Raw genomic sequence first — 20244 nt, forward strand, 5'->3', positions numbered from 1 at the left:
TCTTATGAAGAAAATAGAGCCAGACCTCCCATTAGTTTTTTAATTGCCTTATCTGATTATTCTAAGATTACTATGGATACGTTAATTAAAAAGAACGTGAACGAATTAGAATACTAATTCATTCCTCTTAAAAATATTTGGATGTTTCTAAAAAGAAACCTTCAAAGAAGTTCCTTTAAAATAACTTGTCCATTTTTTAAATCTATATTTGTTATCTAATACCTGTATCAAAATACAAATCTAAATTTGTAATCTCCACAGAATTAACAATAACCTCTTTCGTTTGAAACTCAGCACCTAAAATTGGCGCAGATTTATCCGGTACAACTTTGTAATTTCCAGGAGAAAGTAAAACCATATATTCCCCATTTTCATTAGAAACAAATGAAGTTATTTTCTTATTTTTTGAAGTATATATAAAAAATTTAGCACTAAATGGCGCATCGTTTAATTGTCCATCTACTACCACTGGAGCAATAGGTCCTCTAAACATTTGGCCTTTAAGTCCTGTTGTTATTAACTGCTCATTATTTGTACAGCCATTAAAAATAAGTAGAAAAGATAGCGCTATAAAAATATTTCTATGTAGCATATTTTACATTTTATCACAATTCAAAAGTATTAAAATTAGATATGCAATCGTCTTAAAAAAATATATTATTTTACGCGCCGCTTTTAAATAAACTTCTATCTTCCATAAAAATATTATTAAAAAAGGTAAAGGAACTATTTTAATAGTTCATACAATTTATGTAGCTTTAATAAAAGTTTACTAAAACACGATGTATTTAGACCTTATTATTTATGGCTATTAATTGCTACATCTTTATTTTAAAATTAAATGTGTTATCAAACTAAAATTACAAAAGAAAAAGAAGCCATTGCAGCGCTTTTTAATGCTGAAGTTAGTAATTTGAATAGTTATGAACCTCAAGAATTTTGTAGTGCTTTTGAGTATCCAAAAACACCAGTTATAACACATGAAGCACCCAATAAAGTTCAATTATTTCATTGGGGATTAATTCCAAGCTGGTCTGAAGATGACACTATTAAAAAGCACACTTTAAATGCGCGTATAGAAACATTGACTGAAAAAAAGAGTTTTAAAGATGTGATACAGAACCGCTGCTTAATCATTGCGGATGGTTTTTATGAATGGCAATGGAGAACTAAAAGTGGTTCTAAAAAAGAAAAATACTTAATTACGCTTCCTAATCAGGAGCTTTTTGCTTTTGCCGGTATTTACACGCAATGGATAGCTTTTAATAATGAAATTGTAAATTCCTACAGCATTGTTACTACCCAAGCCAATGAATTGATGCGTGAAATTCATAATACCCAGCAACGAATGCCTGTTATTTTAAAAAAACAAGATGAACAACACTGGCTACACTGTGAAAATTACAAAGATTTTGCGTTTCCTTATAGTTGTAATTTGGTGGCTACTTCTTTAGAAAATACTACTGGACAATTGGGGTTGTTTTAAGGATTGGTAGTAGAATAGTATTTTGTAGTAAATATATTGTTGGCGTGGCAAATACATAATAATCTTTTACCGCTTGACTATCCCATTTCTTGTAATCGCAGCTACTGATAAATGATAAATAAGTTTTATAGATTTGAAAGCTTGTAATGTATCATATAAAAGAAAACCCTGACAGCGCCTTTGCAAAGTCACTGCCAGGGTTTCAGAAATAGCGTTGTTAAAAAGACCGAATAGCACGCACACGGTATAAGTTAGTCTTTTCAACGATCCAAGCGATGTAAGGGGATACAGGAGATAAGGAAAATGCTCTAGTGTCATTGTTGCCCTCGGTGGAAGTCCAATAGTTTTTCTCAGTATTAATATTAAAAACAGAATCCCCTAGACTGAATAGTAGTTTTAACTCATATGAGGATGGTAAGTACCAGTCCGCATAGGTAACACCACCATCTGCAACTGAATAATAGACACAAACTTTTGCAGCAAAATTTCCCCATTGGTCATCTGACATTTCATCTATTAAGTTTGAACCTGAAAATACTCAGCAATTAGTCCTTTTTTGTTAAATCCTTATGCCGAACTCAGGTTTTAAGTTAAGACATGTTATGTTACTTAGCTTGGGAGAAAAGATTTAAAATTATTAAACTTACTTTTCTTTTAAGTAATGATTCATTTTTTCTTCCAATACATTGTGCTTTGCGGGTTTTGAAAGAAAATGATTTCCTTGTTAATTTTTATTAGCTGTTATTCAATAATAATTCTTTTATTTATTGTGCCATTTATGGTATTTATTTGAACTATATAAACACCTGTTGCTAATTTTAGAGGTAAAGAAATAATCCTTCTGTTAAGGTCAGTCTTCCAGGTTCTCATGGTTAGTCCTAAATAATTAAATAGGGTTACCCCTGTTATTTCCGTATTCACAATTTTATTAATTTGCAATTCCGAAATCTTATTATTCATATAAATAAAAATACTATTATCTAAAGCAACTTCCTGCAATGTTTTTAAAGAAGGTTGAAAAACAAGGGAAAATCTCTCCAAATATTCTCCAGCTTCCAAAATTACTTCAAATGGCTGACTGTTTATTTTATAAGTTTCACCCGTTAAATGATCCTTCATAAAAAGCTCAACACCCTCTTCTATATTTTCAAGTGCTTCTATTTTAATGCTTGCCAAGCCAGTTTCACTAATTTTCAATCCTAAAGGTAAAACCTGTTCCAAATCAAAGTTATTTACACCTTGAATTACAAATTTACCATTATCAATAATCCAAAACATATCCTCTTTACCATCTTCATTGAGAGGGGCATCATAACCAATATCAAATTGATTAGAAGCATATTCATCCAGACCAACCAATAACGGACGACGATACCCTAATGGAGAATCAAATATCAATCTTATTTTTGGTCTCGTATCGGTAGTTGTTTCTTGGGTTTCCTGGGTTTTCGATTTTTTGGACACAACTGTTTTCATAAATAACGATCCACTGTTTGTTCCAGTAACAACTTCTCGTTGAAATACCCGCTGACCGTTTTTGAAATATAAATTTCCCGTATCGAAAGCATTTACAAAAAACCCTTGTCCAACAGGAATATACCGTTCAGGTACTTTTGAACCTGAATTACCCGTAATTGCAGTTAATGGAACATCTGACTTGGCACTAACACCACCCATTAAGTTATAAATTGCATATCCCGCCTCGTATTGGGCCAATAAATGATTATTGGATAAACCAAAATGATCCCAAAAATAAAGGGTGCCATCAAACACATTAGCACTACCGGTGCAGCCTACACAATCCTTTATGTTGTTTCTTATAAATTCGTTGGCATCCAGCGCCGACGGAAACGGATTTCCTATCAAATAAGTTTGATCTTCGTTTAAATAGGAGGTCATAATATCCCCGGAATTAGGTTTTCCAATAAAAACATAATTTTGAAGTGCATCAATAGCTGCCACTCCACCACTTCCTTTCATGCAAAATCCATCTCCTACATCAATTGCTACTGAACTTCCAACATAATTCCACTGATAATAATTTTGCCAATCAGTATTAGTATTAGGAGTCGTAGAATTGTAAGTCCATATCCATCGGTTACTTATTTTTATTGCTCCTGAATTTGAAGTATCTGCAAAATAAGCGTCATCTCCAAAGGTGATGGAACCGGGACTAAAATTAGATACATCTGTAAAAGTATTTGTCATTAATGATCCATCTCTTAATACGCCACCAACTGAATAGGTTAAATTATCGGCACTTACCGGTGAAGACCAATTATTGTAGATAAAACTATTTTTCTGCCCTTGCTGGTCTATCAAAATATTTCCCGTGCCTCCAGTAGGATTTGGATTTATTCCGATTCCTGCCTGAACCAATTGAGCTTCACCAGTCAATCTGATATCACCATTTGTTAAAGATAAAATATTTGAAACCGTTAATTCAAATTTATCCTCTACACTAATTCCTAAAGCTCCACCCGAATTGTTTGTAGTTAAATTGTAAAAAGTTTCATTGGTTTTAATTCCTGCATTTATCGTCTGAATTTGATTTAAAGTGGCACCATTAAAGGTTACGGTTCCCGTTCCAGGAATAAAAGCTCCACTGTTTTTCCAATCACGACTTACTTGTAATTCTGAATTACTGGTACTTACCATGGTAACTGAAGCGCTAGGCGATATAATCAAATCTCGGGAACTCGCTATAAAACTATACAAAGACGCTAACGGAGAATCTCTGTTTATTACCGGCATTCTTGAACCTCCGGAAGGTGTAGTAGGAATTTGAGCATCTATGGTGCTTGATGGCAAGCCTCCTGCCCAATTAAGACAATCAAACCAATCTGTACTTACCAATCCGGTCCATAATCCATCGGTTCCATTTAGAACAGTAACGCAGAAAATTTCTGAATATTTATCTTCCGTATCAATAACGCCTATATTACCGCCACAAATATTATCAACAAGTGCACGGAAACAAGTAGACGAAGTAAGATTGGAGTATGAATATTGGTATGTAGTGTTGGCTATATCTGTCCAGGTGCCAGTACTTGTTGGTGCAGATTGCCATTTTAAAATCGGACCAGTATGTCCTTGCAATGTCAAAGTACCACTAGACCCTAAACAAATTGGGTTTTCACCCGTTATTATTCCTCCTGAAATACTGCCCAAGTCATCTGAATAATATAGAAAAGCAGGTTCTGAAACATTAGTACATCCGGAAGAGGCGTCAGCGACTATTCTCCTTATCCTATAATCACCTGAGGCATTAGAATTAGGCACTAATATAAAGTCGGTGATGTTCTTTTGAGCTAAATTTGAAGTTGTGATAGGCACATAGCTCGCATCTACAATTGTTGTATAAGCTCCTCCAAAGAATGAAACCTCCCAGCTATAGGTTAGGGTACTACCCGAAGGAGTTGTTCCATTAAGATTTTGCCAACTGTTATTACCGCAAGCAGAATTGAAAATTGGTTCTCCTCCTATAAATGATAGTGAGTTTGGCGTACACTGAGCATATATTTTCGTTATGGCAGTCGAAAATATTAATAAACAAAGCATTAATATTTGGCTAAATACCTTCATCTTATCAACTATTTTATGTGGGTATACTGGTTTATATTATTACTCCTTAGACTTTTAATTAAAGCTTTAGGTAACTTATAATATTTTATTCCCCCTTATAATTCAACATAAGAACAGAACCCATTAAACATATTTTAGATGTAACAAATAATATTAAACTTACTTTTCTTTTGATGTTTTTACAAATCATTGATTGCCTTAAAGTTACAATAAAAAAACCATTTGTTTCAATTTTAATACCATTTATTTAATTTTATGAGACCGCTTCTCATTTTTATATAAACTAAAGAAACTTAAACCTTCCATTCAGCCTCAAACTTCATCTGAACTTGCAACAAAAAGTCGGATAAATTTCTAAAAGCTATAATTCTTCTATTATACCAAATCTATATATATTCAAATACAGCTAATTTAGCTTCTTATATGATTTTAAAACTATGATGAAACGGGTTTTATCAATTTTTTTAGTGGGTTTCATATATATTCTTTGTATTTAAATTTAAACATTTCAAAAAAAATATCAAAAAATTTCTGGTAAAAATTCCTTTTTGGCAAGGGAAGGGTATTATTCTATGCGTGTATATGTATAAAAAGATGGGATGCCCATGGTATTTTTGAATGAAGAATAAGACGTATTGAAAGCTGTTAGTGCTTGGTAAACATCAATTGAATAAGAATATTTTTAATTAAAGTAAGCACTTAACACAGGTAATAGTTTAAATTTAACCTACTTCTGTAACTTTTATAAAATAAACTGCTATACTAAACTTTGTAAAGTTCTTAGTATTTCTTATAAAAACACTTAGTCTTTCTTATAAAAGCTCTTCGTCTTTTTAATAAAAGTTGTACAAGTATTCACTAATTAAATGTAGAATTATTTTTAAAATATTGTAGAATTATTTCAAAAAAATTGTAGAATATTTAGAAAGGCTTTATTTAAGATGAAGTATGGTTTCCCATGTTTTTCAGAATAAAGATAGTGATTTACATGAATTGAAACCTTCTTTCGCCCTTTTTTTTATCAACAATTTATGGACAGTAGTTACTTCCTATGTTTATTAAATATATTCATAGTTCGAAATCCTAAAAACCGGAACGATTTATATGTTCAGCAAAAAGGACTAACATTAGTATTATTTAATTTTATTTCTCCAAAATGCCTTGTTGCAGCAATTTCTAAATTTTGACTATTAATTCTAGAAGGTTACATTTGGTTCTAATAAGCCTAACTGATATTACAACCCTACGTTTTGGGAAAGTAAAATGATTTTAGTTAGAGAGTTTAGGTTATGTTTAATCCCTTCACCAACGCAGTTTTTTAATAAAATTTAGTTCTTTTTTACACGTTTTAAATCTAAGTGATTTACGGGATTAATTCCTAAACCAGAAACATTTTTTTGTGTAAAGCGCACCACCTCATCATAATACAACGGAATGATTACCGATGATTCCATCACCAAACTATCCATTTTTTGGTACAATGCTCTGCGTTTAAAATTATCGGTAATTGTAATAGATTGTTCATACAAAGCATCAAATTCTTTAGAGCTATAATGCGTGTAATTTGGTCCGTTTGGCGAAAAGTTTTTACTATGAAATATAAATAAATAATTCTCCGCATCGGGATAATCAGCCACCCAACTACCTCTAAAAATACTAAGTTTACCATTTACTTTTGTTTGTCGTAATGTGGAAGGTGGTAACACATCAACTTTAACTTCTAAACCCGTTTTACCAACTTCGCGCTGAATATATTCACACAAATCTAAATATTGACTGTTGGTACTTATGGTTATGGAAGGATTTGCGTTTCCAGTTTCCTGTATATACTCTTGCACCAATTGTTTTGCTTTTTCTGGCTGATAGGTATACCCTTTCATATTATTAAACGATGGTAATCCTTTAGGAATAAACCCATTAACCGCTGGAGTTCCAATGCCATTTCTTAAATATTGAATCATTTTTACACGGTCAAATCCATAATTTAAGGCTTTTCTAATTTTTATTGAGTTGACTTCTTTCTCATCAGCATCCACATAAACACCTAAATATTCTGTATTTAAATAAGGACCAGAAACCATATCAATTTTTTCTTTATGAACCTCTTTTAATTTTCCATCCGTAGTTAATAAATCATCTTTATAAGAAGCATCAATACTACTCATAAAATCTATATTTCCTTGAATAAATTGCAAAAATTCACTTTGTTTGTCTGGCAAAAAAGTAATGGCAACGGCTTCTAAATACGGTAGTTTATTTCCTTTCTCATCTTTCTCGTAATAATTATTATTTTTTCTGAACACCAATTTGGTATTTTCAATCCATAATTTAAATTGAAAGGGGCCAGTACCAATTGGGTTTGCTCTAAAAGTACTTCCAAAATAGTCTACCGCTTCTTTAGGAACCACTGAACAATATTTCATACTAAGTATGCTTAAAAAAGGAGGAAAAGATTGCTTTAAATGTATCACAAACGTACTGTCATTTTTTGCTTCAAAAGTATCCACAAAATCTAACACCCATTTTCCAGAAGCTGCAATAGTTGGGTCTAACAATCTATTAAAACTATACACAAAATCGTTGGCCACAACTGCTCTGGTGGAATCTTTTCCAAACAATATATGCTTATGAAAATTCACATCTTTTCTTAAATTAAAAGCATATGTTTTTCCATCTTCAGAAATTACCCAAGAATGCGCAATATCAGGTTGTACTTCTAACTGATCATCTAATTGTACCAATCCATTAAACAATTGGTTTGTTGCCCAAATAGTCCGTAAATCTTTTGCAAAAGCCGGATCTAGCGTTGTAATATTAGCGTGTTCATTATATCTAAAAACCTGATTATCATTATATTTTGAAGTATGCTTTGTACACGAAACCAACAACAAACTACCAACAACCAACAACCAAAACTTACTTTTCAAACCCATACTCTTTTTCTACTTTACAAATTCTAAGTTGATATTTTTTATACCACAAGGCTCTACCCTTTTCACGAGCAACCGTATGCTCCACATTATTTTTCCAATTTAAAATAGCCTCTAAACTTTCCCAGTAACTTACCGTAATTCCCAAACTATCTCTGGCGGATTCAATACCCAAATACCCTGGTTGCAACTTGGCTAGTTCTTCCATTCTGTGGGCTGTTTCCAAATATCCATCATCAACAGTTGTTCTAATGGTTGAAAAAATGACCGCAAAATAAGGTGGTTTTGGTGTGGAAGCAATCATAATTATAAAAATAAAATTCTGTACTTTTGCATCCGATAAATGTACAAGAATGAGCGCACAAAAAAAAGTCGCATTTTACACTTTAGGATGTAAGTTAAATTTTTCGGAAACCTCCACCATTGCCAGAAGCTTTCAAAATGAAGGTTTTGACCGTGTTGAGTTTGACGAAGTTGCTGATATATACGTAATTAACACCTGTTCTGTAACAGATAATGCCGATAAACGTTTTAAAACTATTGTAAAAAACGCATTGAAAAAAAATGAAAATGCCTTTTTAATAGCCATTGGTTGTTATGCCCAATTAAAACCAGAGGAATTAGCTGCTGTAGATGGTGTTGATTTAGTGCTGGGAGCTACAGAAAAATTTAAAGTTACTGATTATATCAATGATCTTAGTAAAAATGAAATGGGCGAAGTGCACTCCTGTGAAATTGAAGAAGCCGATTTTTATGTTGGATCTTACTCTATTGGCGACAGAACACGGGCCTTTTTAAAAGTGCAAGATGGTTGCGATTATAAATGTACGTATTGCACCATTCCGCTGGCTAGAGGAATTTCTAGAAGTGATGAACTGCAAAATGTATTAAAAAATGCCAAAGAAATTTCTGAAAAAGGCATTAAAGAAATTGTGCTTACGGGTGTTAATATTGGCGATTACGGAAAAGGTGAATTTGGAAACAAAAAACACGAACATACTTTTTTAGAATTGGTACAAGCGTTGGATACTGTGGAAGGAATTCATAGATTACGTATTTCCTCTATTGAGCCTAATTTATTAACCAATGAAACTATAGATTTTGTTGCAAATTCAAACAGTTTTGTTCCTCATTTTCACATTCCATTACAAAGCGGAAGCGATACTTTGTTAAAATTAATGAAGCGTAGATATTTACGTGAAACGTATGATAACAGAGTGGAAGCCATTAAAAACACCATGCCAAACGCTTGTATTGGTGTAGATGTAATTGTTGGTTTTCCTGGGGAAACTGATGCCCTATTTTTAGAAACGTACAACTATTTAAATCAGTTAGATATATCCTATTTACACGTGTTTACCTATTCTGAACGTCCAAATACGGAGGCTGTAGAAATGGAAGGATTTGTTCCTTTAAAAACAAGAAACAAACGCAGTAAAATGTTACGCGGTTTATCCGTTAAAAAAAGAAGAGCTTTTTATGAAAGTCAACTTGGAAACGAATCTGTGGTGCTTTTTGAAAGCGAAAATAAAGAAGGATTTATTCACGGATTTACGGAGAATTATGTAAAAGTTAAAACTCCTTGGAATCCAGCATTGGTAAATACTTTACATCCTATTAAATTAACCAACATTGATGAAGATGGAATGGTTAGATTTGATTGGTTAAAAGAACCATCATTAAACTAAAAAAATTGTTGTGACCGAAATATATACTTTTGCTTTACTCGCTTTTACTGCATTTTTCACCATTATAAACCCTTTAGGCACTATGCCTATTTTTATGTCTATGACTGCTTCTTTAAGCAAACAACATAGAAAACAAACTGCAAAAAAAGCAACCATTGTCGCTTTTTTCACAGTGCTTGCATTTGCTTTTTCAGGGCAAATTTTATTTAAATTCTTTGGGATTTCGGTGAACAGTTTTAGAGTTGTTGGTGGTATCATATTTTTTATGATGGGCTGGGATATGTTGCAAGCACGATTGGGACACTTTAAACATACTGATGATGAAGATAAAATTGATGCATACGTTGAAGATATTTCCATTACACCATTAGCAATCCCAATGATTTGTGGACCTGGAGCAATTACAAATGCCATTATTTTAATGGAAGACGCTAAAGATATTCCACAAAAAATAACATTAGTTTTAGTTATTGCACTCGTTTTATTAATTACCAATTTAGTGCTTGTTGGGGCTAGTAAAATCACTGAAAAATTGGGTTCAACCGGAAATAAAGTGATGATGCGTTTAATGGGATTAATAGTAATGGTTATTGCTGTAGAATTTTTCTTTAGCGGTTTAAAACCTATCATTCAAGGAATAATACATTCATAATGGAAAACTCAAAAACACATATTTATTTTGTTCCTGGTTTAGCCGCAAGCTCAAAAATATTTGAATATTTACAATTTCCAGCAGAACAATTCGAATTGCATTTTTTAGAATGGATTTTACCATTATCTGAAAACGAACCTATTGAAGAATACGCCTTAAGAATGGCTAATTTTGTAAAAGAAGAACGTCCTGTTTTAGTAGGTGTTTCTTTTGGAGGCATTATTGTGCAAGAAATGAGCAAACACTTACAACCTAAAAGAGTGATTTTGGTTTCTAGTATAAAATCCAATAAAGAATTACCAAAACGATTAAAAGTTATTCAGAAAACAAAAATTTACAAGTTATTTCCTACACATGCTATAAAAAATATTGAAGGATTCTTTAAATATGCCTTTGGTGATTATGCCAAAAAACGGGTAAAAATTTATAAAGAGTATTTATCTGTGAGAGATGAAACGTATTTAAAATGGGCCATTTATAATGTTCTGCATTGGAATCAGAAAAAACCTATGCCTCATATTGTCCATATTCATGGGGTTGATGATGAAATTTTCCCTATTAAACATATAAAAAATTGTATTACCATAGAAAAGGGTACGCATATTATGATATTACAAAAAGCAAAAAAAATTAGTGAAATAATTATAGATTCACTTAATTAATTGTTAAATTGAAACATCACAAATAGGTAAGTCGAAATTATTTGTACTTTCACATCATATAAAAACTACTACTATGGATAAGTCAATAAAAATTTTAGGGTTAATTGCTATTATTGCTGTATGTTCCATGTTTATTTTTGGCACTAAATCGGACAGTATAAAGAACGTTCTAAATAGCGATAAAAACACCAGCGAAACCTATCAAATTAAAGCATTAAAAATTCCTGATAATTTAAATTTTGCAGGAGAAAAAGTTCCGTTAAACAAACCAGATATTTACGAACGTATTGATAAAGAGCTACTTGTAAACACATATTGGCAATCTAATGGATTGCTTTTATTAAAAAGAGCCAATAAATATTTTCCAATAATTGAACCAATTTTAAAGAAAAATGGTGTTCCAGATGATTTTAAATATTTAGCTGTTATTGAAAGTGGTTTACAAAATATTACATCGCCTGCTGGCGCAACTGGTTTTTGGCAACTAATGCCAGCAACAGCCAAAGAAAATAATTTAGAAGTAAATTCTAATGTTGATGAACGCTACCATATAGAAAAATCTACAGAAGTTGCTTGTGATTATTTAAAAAAAGCCAAAAACAGATTTGGCAACTGGACACTTGCAGCTGCATCTTACAATGCGGGAATGTACGGAATTTCAAAAAAATTAGAAGAGCAATTAGTTGATGATTATTATGATTTATTAGTTTCTGATGAAACAAAAAGATATGTTCCTAGAATTATTGCAGTAAAAGAAATTCTTTCAAACCCAGAGAAATACGGTTTTATTTTTGATGCTGAAGATTTATATACCGAACCTGAAGTGAATATTATAAAAGTAGATACCGCAATTTCAAATATTGCGCGTTTTTCTAAAGAGCTTGGCATTAATTATATGGTTTTAAAACTGCATAATCCTTGGCTAAGAGAAAACAATTTAAATAATAGTTCCAAAAAATTATACGATATTAAAATCCCTAAAGATTTATAAAATCGTAATTGTGGAATTGAATTTACCAATAATAATGACATAAATCATTATTGGTTTAATGGCAGAAATACTAAGTACGTTTTTATCGTTAGTGTTTTTTTTGGCTCTAAAATTATCTTACAAATTGACGAACAAATGCTGACCGTATTTTTGGAGTTTTAGTGCTTATTGTAGCAATTGACTTATATTTACAAAAAAATAAACAAATTAATAATGGGATTATCTAATAACGATATATTTAAAAAATTAAGAGTTGCGCACAAATTAAGAGATACCGATATTGTGGATATTTGTAAATTGGTTGATTTTAACGTCACTAAAGGTGAGTTAGGAGCTATTTTCAGAAATGAAACACATGAAAAATATATGGAATGTGGCGACCAATTATTACGTAACTTTTTGAATGGTTTAATCATTCACTTACGCGGTCCAATGCCTCCAAAAAAGTAATTTTGAGTTAACAAAATTCCTTTTTTGCTTTATTAAAATCAGATACGATTTCTCGCACTATTTCAGCAGCAGGTTTAATTGCATGAATTAATCCTGCAATTTGACCTATTTCTAATTCACCATTTTCCAAATCGCCTTCAAACATTCCTAGCTTAGCTCTACCTTTGCCTAATTTATTTTTTAATTGCTCAATATCTGCATTTTGCTGATATAATTCCTGCAATTCTGTATAAAATTTATTTTTTATCAATCTAACAGGCGCTAATTCCTTTAAAGTTAAATGAGTGTCTCCATCTTCTGCAGTTATCACTTTTTCTTTAAAATTTATATGCGCTGAAGATTCCTCACACGCTACAAACCTACTCCCAATTTGAACGCCATCTGCACCTAAAACCATAGCTGCTAACATTCCTTTTCCTGTAGCAATACCTCCTGCTGCAATTAATGGTATTGTTAATTTTTCTTTCACCATTGGAATTAAAGTAAACGTAGTTGTTTCTTCTCTACCATTATGTCCACCTGCTTCAAACCCTTCTGCAACAACAGCATCTACACCAGCTTGTTCAGATTTAAGCGCAAACTTCACACTACTCACTACATGTACAACGGTAATCCCGTTTTCTTTTAAATAAGGAGTCCACGTTTTTGGATTTCCTGCGGAAGTAAATACAATTTTAACACCTTCCTCTACAATAATTTTTAGTATTTCTTCAACATTTGGATACAACATTGGAACATTTACACCAAATGGCTTATTTGTTGCATTTTTACACTTTTGTATATGTTCTCTTAAAACATCTGGATACATAGATCCCGCGCCGATTAAACCCAATCCTCCTGCATTACTAACCGCTGAAGCAAGTTTCCAACCACTATTCCAAACCATTCCTGCTTGAATAATTGGATATTCTATTTTAAATAATTCGGTAATTCGATTTTTCATTATTGCTTTAAAATTTTTAAAACTTGTTCTTCTAAATTAGATTGTATTTGGGCAAAATAAATACCTGCTGGTAAAAATGAAATATCCATTTTTGGGTCAGTAATAGTCACTCCTTTTACTAATATTAATTGCCCTAAGGTTGAATAAATTGAAACCTCAAAATTTGAAGTAGTATTAGGAAATGAAAAATAAATCATTTCCGTAGTTGGATTTGGGTACAATCGAATAGTTTCCTCATCAATAACTTCCTCAGTAATAGCTAAAGTATTATAAATGGTTTCAAAATTTGGTATCCCATATCCTTCCTGATTGGTTGGGTTTGCAAACAAATGGGCACTCTCACGCACTAATTGTGTTATTTCTGCATTTGTTTTATGAGGAAAAGCTTGCCATAAACAAGTCACCATTCCTGCCATAACAGGTCCAGAAAAAGATGTTCCGTTTGAAGTTGCAATGGTTCCTGCAGAATTAATAATATATACTCCAGCTCCTTCTGCACATACATCTGGTTTTATTCTACCATCTGAGGTAGGACCATAAGAACTAAAATTTGCTATAAACCTATCTTTATCAACAGCTCCAATACTTAATACGGCAGGTGCGTCAGCAGGTGCAATAATATAGTGCCAAGCATTATTACCTTCATTTCCAGCAGAATTAACAAGTAACATCCCTCTAGAAAATGCAATTTCAGCACCTCTACTTATAAATGCAGTTTGCCCATTCATATCACTATATGAGTAATTATAACTAGTATCATCAAATTCATAATATCCTAAAGATGTATTTATTACATCAACTCCTAACCTATCTGCCTCCTCCGCTGCTTCTACCCATAAACTTTCTTCTAAAGGAGTTTCATTATTGGAATCTTCAGTAATAAATAAATAAAAACTTGCATCTGGTGCAGTACCAACAAAATCGTTTGTAGCAATCTCATCATCCGAATAAATATACCCTGCAATGGTAGATAAAACCGATACGCCATGAGAATTCCCTGTATTATACTCAGGATTTCTATTTACATAATCATAACCACCTAAAATCTGTCCATTATTTACAATTCTCTGAAATGCAGGAAGTGATTTTACATTCGGAAAACCAGCATCTATTACCGCAATCTGCATTCCTTCTCCAGTAAAATTATTTTGATGTAATACTTCTCCTTTTAACATTTGAATTTGATTTGCAGCCTGACCATAGTTAAAATTTGTCGCCAATTTTAATTTATTTTCAGGCTTTCTTTTTATAAATTCTTTAGAAGATTTACCACTAACATGTATTGTTTTATCGGCAAATTCAATAGAAGCCACAATATTCCCTCCGTTAATTTGTATCGTATTTAAAGCATCAATAGCTGATACTGTACCTCTAACGTGCAAAGCATTTAACCATTTAGATTTTGCCATAACTGAAATTCCATTGGCATTTTCAATTGCTGAAATATAACTAGCCTCAACAGGTATATCTTTAAAATCTAATGGAATATTATATCTAATTCGTCTATCTAATGCTCTTTGAGTAAGCATTGTTAAAGGAGCTTCCATATAGCTATTTTCATTGGGCTTATCCTTAAAATAAACCCATGCATCTTCTTCCTGAGCCATTAATATACTCATAGGAATTATTAATAAAAATAACAGTAGTTTACTTTTCACCAAATTTGATTTTAAGAATTCTAAAATACAATTAATTTATGAAATAACACCTGAGCCTAACAGCTCATCATTTATATACCAAGCTACAAATTGCCCTTCAGTAATGGCAGATTGTGGATTTTCAAATTCCACATATAAGCCATTTTTAACTTTGTATACTATGGCATTTTCTAATTTTTGGCGGTATCTAATTCTAGCCAAAACATTTAAACTATCACCGTCTTTTAGGGCTAAATCTGTTCTCACCCAATGGGTTTCTTCATTAGTAACAAATAAAACATTGCGGTATAATCCTTTATGATTTTTACCCTCACCAGTATAAATTACATTTTCAACAACATCGGTATCAATTACAAATAATGGTTCTTTTGTTCCACCCACAGCTAATCCTTTACGTTGCCCTTTGGTGAAATAGTGAGCGCCTTGATGTTTGGCTACAATTTTCCCATTATTAATTGAATATTTTATTTTTTTTGAATAAAAAGCCAATTCTTCTTCTTTTGAGGTAAAAACTGGAATTTCTTGTTTATAAAGTTCTGAATCTGCAGGAATTTGAACTATTACACCTTCTTTTGGTTGTAATTTTTGTTGCAAGAATTCTGGTAGTCTCACTTTTCCGATAAAACACAATCCTTGTGAATCTTTTTTATCAGCAGTAATTAAATCTTGCTCGGCTGCAATTTTTCTTACTTCTGGCTTGGTTAATTCTCCAATTGGAAATAATGCTTTTGACAATTGTTCTTGAGAAAGTTGGCATAAAAAGTAAGATTGGTCTTTATTTCCATCTTTACCCGCTAATAATTTATAAATTGGGTTTCCGTCTATTATTTCTTCACCTTTTCTACAATAATGCCCCGTTGCAACATAATCGGCACCTAATTCTAATGCTATTTTTAAAAAAACGTCAAATTTAATTTCTCTGTTGCATAAAACATCCGGATTTGGTGTGCGTCCTTTTTCATATTCATTAAACATATAATCTACAATGCGCTCTTTATATTGCTCACTTAAATCAACTACCTGAAATGGAATACCTAATTTTTCAGCCACAATCATAGCATCATTGCTATCTTCCAACCACGGACATTCATTAGAAATAGTCACAGATTCATCGTGCCAATTTTTCATAAATAAACCAATAACTTCATATCCTTGTTCTTTTAACAAATAAGCTGCAACACTACTATCTACTCCACCCGAAAGTCCAACAATTACACGTTTCATTTTAAATTTTTTAGCCTACAAAGTTACAACTTCTAGTTAGTAACAAAAAGTTAATTTCATACTTGTTTAAATATGAGCTAAATGAATTTTATTTAAAAACAAATTTTATGTTTAAATTCGCTTAAAATGACATTTTTATGAAATTTCAATTAGTTTATTTTACATTTTTTCTTTTTTACCTAAAAACATTTGCGCAATTACCGCCAGGTTTTGTGTACGTTGGCAATGAAATTCCTTCTGTAAAAACTGAACTAAGGTATTTTTCTGAAAATAATTTTGTTGGAAGTAATATTGAAGGGTACGAAACTAACTCAGCCATTCTTTCAAAAGAAGCTACAATGGCTTTAAAGAAGGTGCAAATGGCATTGGAAAATAAAAATTTATCGCTAAAAATTTATGATGCCTACAGACCTCAAAAAGCTGTGAATTATTTTTGGGAATGGACAAAAAAACTAGATGATACTTTAATGAAAGAACAATATTACCCAAAATTAAAAAAGACAGATTTATTTCAGTTACACTATATTGCCAAACGTTCTGGGCATAGCAGAGGAAGCACTGTTGATCTTACAATTGTAGATAATTTAACTGGAAAAGAATTAGATATGGGTACTCCTTATGATTATTTTGGGGAAGAATCTTGGGTAAATTTTAAAGGTATTTCAATAGCACAGCAAAATAATAGAAAACTTTTGCAACGCGTAATGTTAGCCAATGGTTTTAGAAATTACTCCAAAGAATGGTGGCATTTTACCTTAAATAATGAACCATTTAAAAACACTTATTTTAATTTTGATGTAAAATAAAAAAGCCTATTATAAAAATAATAGGCTCTGCATCTTAAAAGGCAAGTATATAATTAAATAACTTTTACGTTTACTGCGTTTAATCCTTTTCTACCGTCTTGTAAATCGAATTCTACCTCATCACCTTCACGAATCTCATCGATTAATCCAGAAATGTGTACAAAATGTTCTTTGTTTGAACCATCTTCTTTTATGAATCCAAATCCTTTAGCTTCATTGAAGAATTTTACTGTTCCTTTACTCATTATTAAAAATTTAAAATATTATATTAGTTGCAAATATACTTATTTTTATTATTTAAATCTATAATTTTCAATAATTTATTTTCATTCATTAAGACAATCTATAAATTTCCATGATATCTTCTAAAATTTTATTGAAATTAATTTTTAAATCTATCAATTCTCCTGTATGAATATCCCAAACCCAACCATGAACTGTAATATTTCTTTTTTTAAATGCCTGTTGTACATCTGAAGTTTTTAAAATATTAACGCACTGTTCTTGTACATTTAATTCTACCAGTCTATCATACTTTTTTTCTTCACAAGTAATTAAATCTAATTCCGTTTTATGCAATCTATACACATCACGAATATTTCGTAACCAAGGATTTAATATTCCAAGATCTTTGGATTGCATTGCTGCTTTTACACCACCACACGAATAATGTCCGCAAACAACTACGTGTTTTACCTCTAAATGGCTTACCGCATAGTTAATAACGGACATGGCACTTAAATCGGTATTTGGAACCATATTTGCAATATTTCTATGCACAAAAACATCACCTGGTTCAACCCCCATTAAATCTTCTGCAGAAACTCGGCTGTCTGAACAACCAATGTATAAAATTTGGGGCGCTTGCCCTTTCCCTAATTCAGTAAAATAATCTGGATTTATTTTTAATTTTTCAGAAATCCACTTTTTATTATTTTCAAATATAGTAGCTATGTTCAAGGTTTTTAGTTTTTAGTTAATAATTTTACAACACAAATAAAAGAAAAAAAATGATTTAAATTGTATTTAATTAATTCTTACCATCATTATAATATTTCCAATCTCCAACCCGTTCATCATTTTCATAAACACCTGTATATATTAGTTTTCCATCTACATTATAGTAATTTGCTGGTCCATTTAATACATCATTCACATAATTTAAATCCTCCAATAAAGTTCCATTATCAGCAAATCGTTTAATATTTCCATTTAATTTACCGTTTTTATATGTTAGCTGTTCACTTAATTTTGAATTTTTAAAATAGCTCGTATAATTTCCGTTTAAAACCCCATCCTCATAATTTTCTTCAATCATTAAAATTTTTCCATCAGGATAATAATATAACCACTTTCCAATGCGGTTTTTCCCTTTCATTTTTCCTTCACTTTCCTTAATTCCATCTTCTTTATAATATACAACTTCTGTAATGTCACTATCTTTAGAAAAAGTTTTAATAATTATTGGATGATCAGAGCTTAAAATACTATAATATTTAAAAACGCCAATTTCTTTATCGGCTTCAAACTGCCCTTCATATCTAATTCTATTATTATTGTGATATTTTTTCCAAATGCCCGTTTTTCTACCTTTTGCATCTAGCTGATTTATTTTTTCTTGTGCATTTCCATATATTGGAATTAAAATACACCAACTAAAAAATATAAGTATTATTTTATAAAATTTCATTCTAACTTATTTTAGGGTTTTAACCCAATTTAGCATTATTTTATATTGAGCTTCTGTCATTTTTGCATTTTCATGAATAATTAAATAACTTTTTAAAGGCATTTCTTTGTCTTGTAATTCTTCTTCTATATCCTTAATAATATGACTTTTTTGATTTTCATTATAAGATGCCCATTCCGAAAAATTTAAATGTTCTTTTCCTTCATTTACATGTGACGCTAAATACCAAGAAACTGGTGCAATTTCGCTATACCAAGGATAAACGGTATTGTTTGAATGGCAGTCGTTACACGATGTTTTTAATATTTCCTGAACTTCAGCAGGAACATCCATAACTGTTGAAATAGCATTTAATTCATTATTTGAATTATTTTTTTCTGGTCTAATAAATTGTATTAAAATAATAACCGCCAATAGTGCTAAAAGTATTTTTTTCATTTGTTTAAAGTTTTAAAATTTCTTGTAATTCCTGATTTGAAATAGTTAACAATTTAGGTTTTATTAATCGCGGTGTTAACTCTTTCCATTTACTGTTTTGTTTAAATATATCTTTTAGTATTTTTTTAGCTTCAATAAGCTCTCCATTATTTGCCAAAGTTATAGCAAACCAGTATTTCATTTCTAAATTATCTGGATTTAATTTTTGAGCATTCATATAATATTCTTTTGCAAATGTATTATCTCCTGTTTCAACAGCTAAATCACCTTTATTCATAAACTCATAAGCTGTATGAATAGTTAACAATCTTCTCATTTCTTGCAACGGATTATCATTGTCTTCAACTCTTAAATCAACTACTTTATCTTCCCAGCTATTCCCAGTACTTTTAGCTTTCACTACTAAAATTGCCGCAGATTGTTTACCTCTTATGTCGCCTCCTTCTTTTTGCGCCGCTTCCATGGCTGTTAGCATACGTTCTGCCAAACTTCCTTTTGCGTTTTTAAAAGCCTCAGCCATAGCTGGCCAAACCGTATTTTTATCCATTAAATTTGCCTGAACAGAAAAATTATCACCAATAATATGTCCAGCAGCATCAATACAATTTTTACCTGTAAATGCTTCTACATTTCCATGCGCATCTAAAATAGCCAATTGGCGAACTTCTCTATTCTCATCAAGTTCTAATAACGTTTTAACCGCCAATTTTGGTGTTAATCCATTTTCTAATAAACTAATTCCTCGGGGACCAAAAGAAGGATTTACAAAAGATTGAGTTGCCACAACACCAACTCCTGCTTTCCCCCAAATTACCAAACTGCCAACAGAAAACCAGTGAGATTGCACTGCAACACCCATTTCACCTGTAATTGTATCTCTGGCTACAATTGAATATGTATGTGCAAAAGGTTCTTTTTTTAAAAATACTTGTTGTGAATTTATATTAACACTAACTATTAATGTTAGCACAGTTACAAATATCCATCTCATAATTAATTAATTTTATAGAATAAAGATATCATTTTCTTTCATACTTTTAA

At 31.4% G+C, this 20244-nt stretch carries 19 protein-coding genes; 7 read left to right on the top strand and 12 right to left on the bottom strand.

What is annotated here, in order from left to right; translation table 11 throughout:
• Positions 1-211: 211 nt before the first annotated feature.
• Entirely contained in the window at positions 212-592 is a 381-nt protein-coding gene (locus tag JEY78_RS13830; RefSeq protein WP_291852578.1) for a hypothetical protein, read from the bottom strand.
• Positions 593-841: 249 nt separating this feature from the next.
• Between JEY78_RS13830 and JEY78_RS13835 the strand changes: the two genes are divergently transcribed.
• The gene (locus JEY78_RS13835; protein WP_291852581.1) at positions 842-1486 is read left to right on the top strand and encodes an SOS response-associated peptidase; all 645 of its coding nucleotides are present in this window, start codon (positions 842-844) and stop codon (positions 1484-1486) included.
• A gap of 741 nt (positions 1487-2227) precedes the next feature.
• Here the strand turns inward: JEY78_RS13835 and JEY78_RS13840 are convergent.
• From JEY78_RS13840 to JEY78_RS13850, 3 genes are all read right to left on the bottom strand, one after another.
• Complete coding sequence (locus tag JEY78_RS13840) at positions 2228-5071, bottom strand: T9SS type A sorting domain-containing protein (RefSeq protein WP_291852583.1); 2844 nt, start codon at positions 5069-5071, stop codon at positions 2228-2230.
• 1328 nt (positions 5072-6399) lie between these two features.
• Positions 6400-8004, bottom strand: coding sequence for an ABC transporter substrate-binding protein (locus tag JEY78_RS13845; protein ID WP_291852586.1), 1605 nt, complete (start codon positions 8002-8004; stop codon positions 6400-6402).
• Entirely contained in the window at positions 7988-8305 is a 318-nt protein-coding gene (locus JEY78_RS13850; protein WP_291852589.1) for an antibiotic biosynthesis monooxygenase, read from the bottom strand. The genes JEY78_RS13845 and JEY78_RS13850 overlap by 17 nt, the downstream gene beginning before the upstream one ends.
• Before the next feature lie 49 nt (positions 8306-8354).
• Between JEY78_RS13850 and mtaB the strand changes: the two genes are divergently transcribed.
• The 5 genes from mtaB (at position 8355) to JEY78_RS13875 (ending at position 12444) form a co-directional block, all read left to right on the top strand.
• Positions 8355-9689, top strand: coding sequence for a tRNA (N(6)-L-threonylcarbamoyladenosine(37)-C(2))-methylthiotransferase MtaB (mtaB, locus tag JEY78_RS13855; RefSeq protein ID WP_291852594.1), 1335 nt, complete (start codon positions 8355-8357; stop codon positions 9687-9689).
• Positions 9690-9699: 10 nt separating this feature from the next.
• Positions 9700-10341: a MarC family protein gene (locus JEY78_RS13860; RefSeq protein WP_291852597.1), complete on the top strand. Its 642-nt coding sequence runs from the start codon at positions 9700-9702 to the stop codon at positions 10339-10341.
• Positions 10341-11003, top strand: coding sequence for an alpha/beta hydrolase (locus tag JEY78_RS13865; protein ID WP_291852599.1), 663 nt, complete (start codon positions 10341-10343; stop codon positions 11001-11003). The genes JEY78_RS13860 and JEY78_RS13865 overlap by 1 nt, the downstream gene beginning before the upstream one ends.
• Before the next feature lie 73 nt (positions 11004-11076).
• Positions 11077-11994 carry a lytic transglycosylase domain-containing protein gene (locus JEY78_RS13870; RefSeq protein WP_291852602.1) on the top strand — a complete coding sequence of 306 codons (918 nt, stop codon included), beginning with the start codon at positions 11077-11079 and terminating at the stop codon, positions 11992-11994.
• 213 nt (positions 11995-12207) lie between these two features.
• The gene (locus tag JEY78_RS13875) at positions 12208-12444 is read left to right on the top strand and encodes a DUF1456 family protein (protein ID WP_291852605.1); all 237 of its coding nucleotides are present in this window, start codon (positions 12208-12210) and stop codon (positions 12442-12444) included.
• Between the two features lie 7 nt (positions 12445-12451).
• Here JEY78_RS13875 and JEY78_RS13880 read toward each other — a convergent pair whose 3' ends face one another.
• Genes JEY78_RS13880 through mnmA form a run of 3 tightly spaced genes read right to left on the bottom strand, consistent with a single transcriptional unit; the run spans position 12452 to position 16269 of the window.
• On the bottom strand, positions 12452-13387 hold the full coding sequence (locus JEY78_RS13880; RefSeq protein ID WP_291852607.1) for a nitronate monooxygenase: 936 nt from the start codon (positions 13385-13387) through the stop codon (positions 12452-12454).
• Positions 13387-15045, bottom strand: a complete 1659-nt coding sequence (locus tag JEY78_RS13885; protein ID WP_367158789.1) for a S8 family serine peptidase — start codon at positions 15043-15045, stop codon at positions 13387-13389. Before JEY78_RS13885 ends, JEY78_RS13880 begins: the two co-directional genes overlap by 1 nt.
• 36 nt (positions 15046-15081) lie before the next feature.
• Complete coding sequence (gene mnmA, locus JEY78_RS13890; protein ID WP_291852610.1) at positions 15082-16269, bottom strand: tRNA 2-thiouridine(34) synthase MnmA; 1188 nt, start codon at positions 16267-16269, stop codon at positions 15082-15084.
• Between the two features lie 137 nt (positions 16270-16406).
• Here mnmA and JEY78_RS13895 point away from each other — a divergent pair, with 137 nt between their 5' ends.
• A complete protein-coding gene (locus JEY78_RS13895) occupies positions 16407-17075 on the top strand; it encodes a M15 family metallopeptidase (RefSeq protein ID WP_291852613.1) in 669 nt (222 codons plus the stop codon).
• A gap of 53 nt (positions 17076-17128) precedes the next feature.
• Here the strand turns inward: JEY78_RS13895 and JEY78_RS13900 are convergent, their stop codons facing one another.
• The 5 genes from JEY78_RS13900 to JEY78_RS13920 form a co-directional block, all read right to left on the bottom strand.
• Complete coding sequence (locus JEY78_RS13900) at positions 17129-17320, bottom strand: cold shock domain-containing protein (RefSeq protein ID WP_090229794.1); 192 nt, start codon at positions 17318-17320, stop codon at positions 17129-17131.
• An 88-nt stretch (positions 17321-17408) separates the two neighbouring features.
• Complete coding sequence (locus tag JEY78_RS13905; protein WP_291852622.1) at positions 17409-18035, bottom strand: carbonic anhydrase; 627 nt, start codon at positions 18033-18035, stop codon at positions 17409-17411.
• Between the two features lie 70 nt (positions 18036-18105).
• Positions 18106-18765: a toxin-antitoxin system YwqK family antitoxin gene (locus tag JEY78_RS13910; RefSeq protein WP_291852625.1), complete on the bottom strand. Its 660-nt coding sequence runs from the start codon at positions 18763-18765 to the stop codon at positions 18106-18108.
• A 6-nt stretch (positions 18766-18771) separates the two neighbouring features.
• Complete coding sequence (locus JEY78_RS13915) at positions 18772-19203, bottom strand: heme-binding domain-containing protein (RefSeq protein ID WP_291852628.1); 432 nt, start codon at positions 19201-19203, stop codon at positions 18772-18774.
• Between the two features lie 4 nt (positions 19204-19207).
• A complete protein-coding gene (locus tag JEY78_RS13920) occupies positions 19208-20194 on the bottom strand; it encodes a DUF1028 domain-containing protein (RefSeq protein WP_291852631.1) in 987 nt (328 codons plus the stop codon).
• Positions 20195-20244 lie beyond the last annotated feature (50 nt).

Origin of the sequence: Lutibacter sp. (assembly GCF_016342705.1) — a bacterium.
Taxonomy (GTDB): domain Bacteria; phylum Bacteroidota; class Bacteroidia; order Flavobacteriales; family Flavobacteriaceae; genus Lutibacter.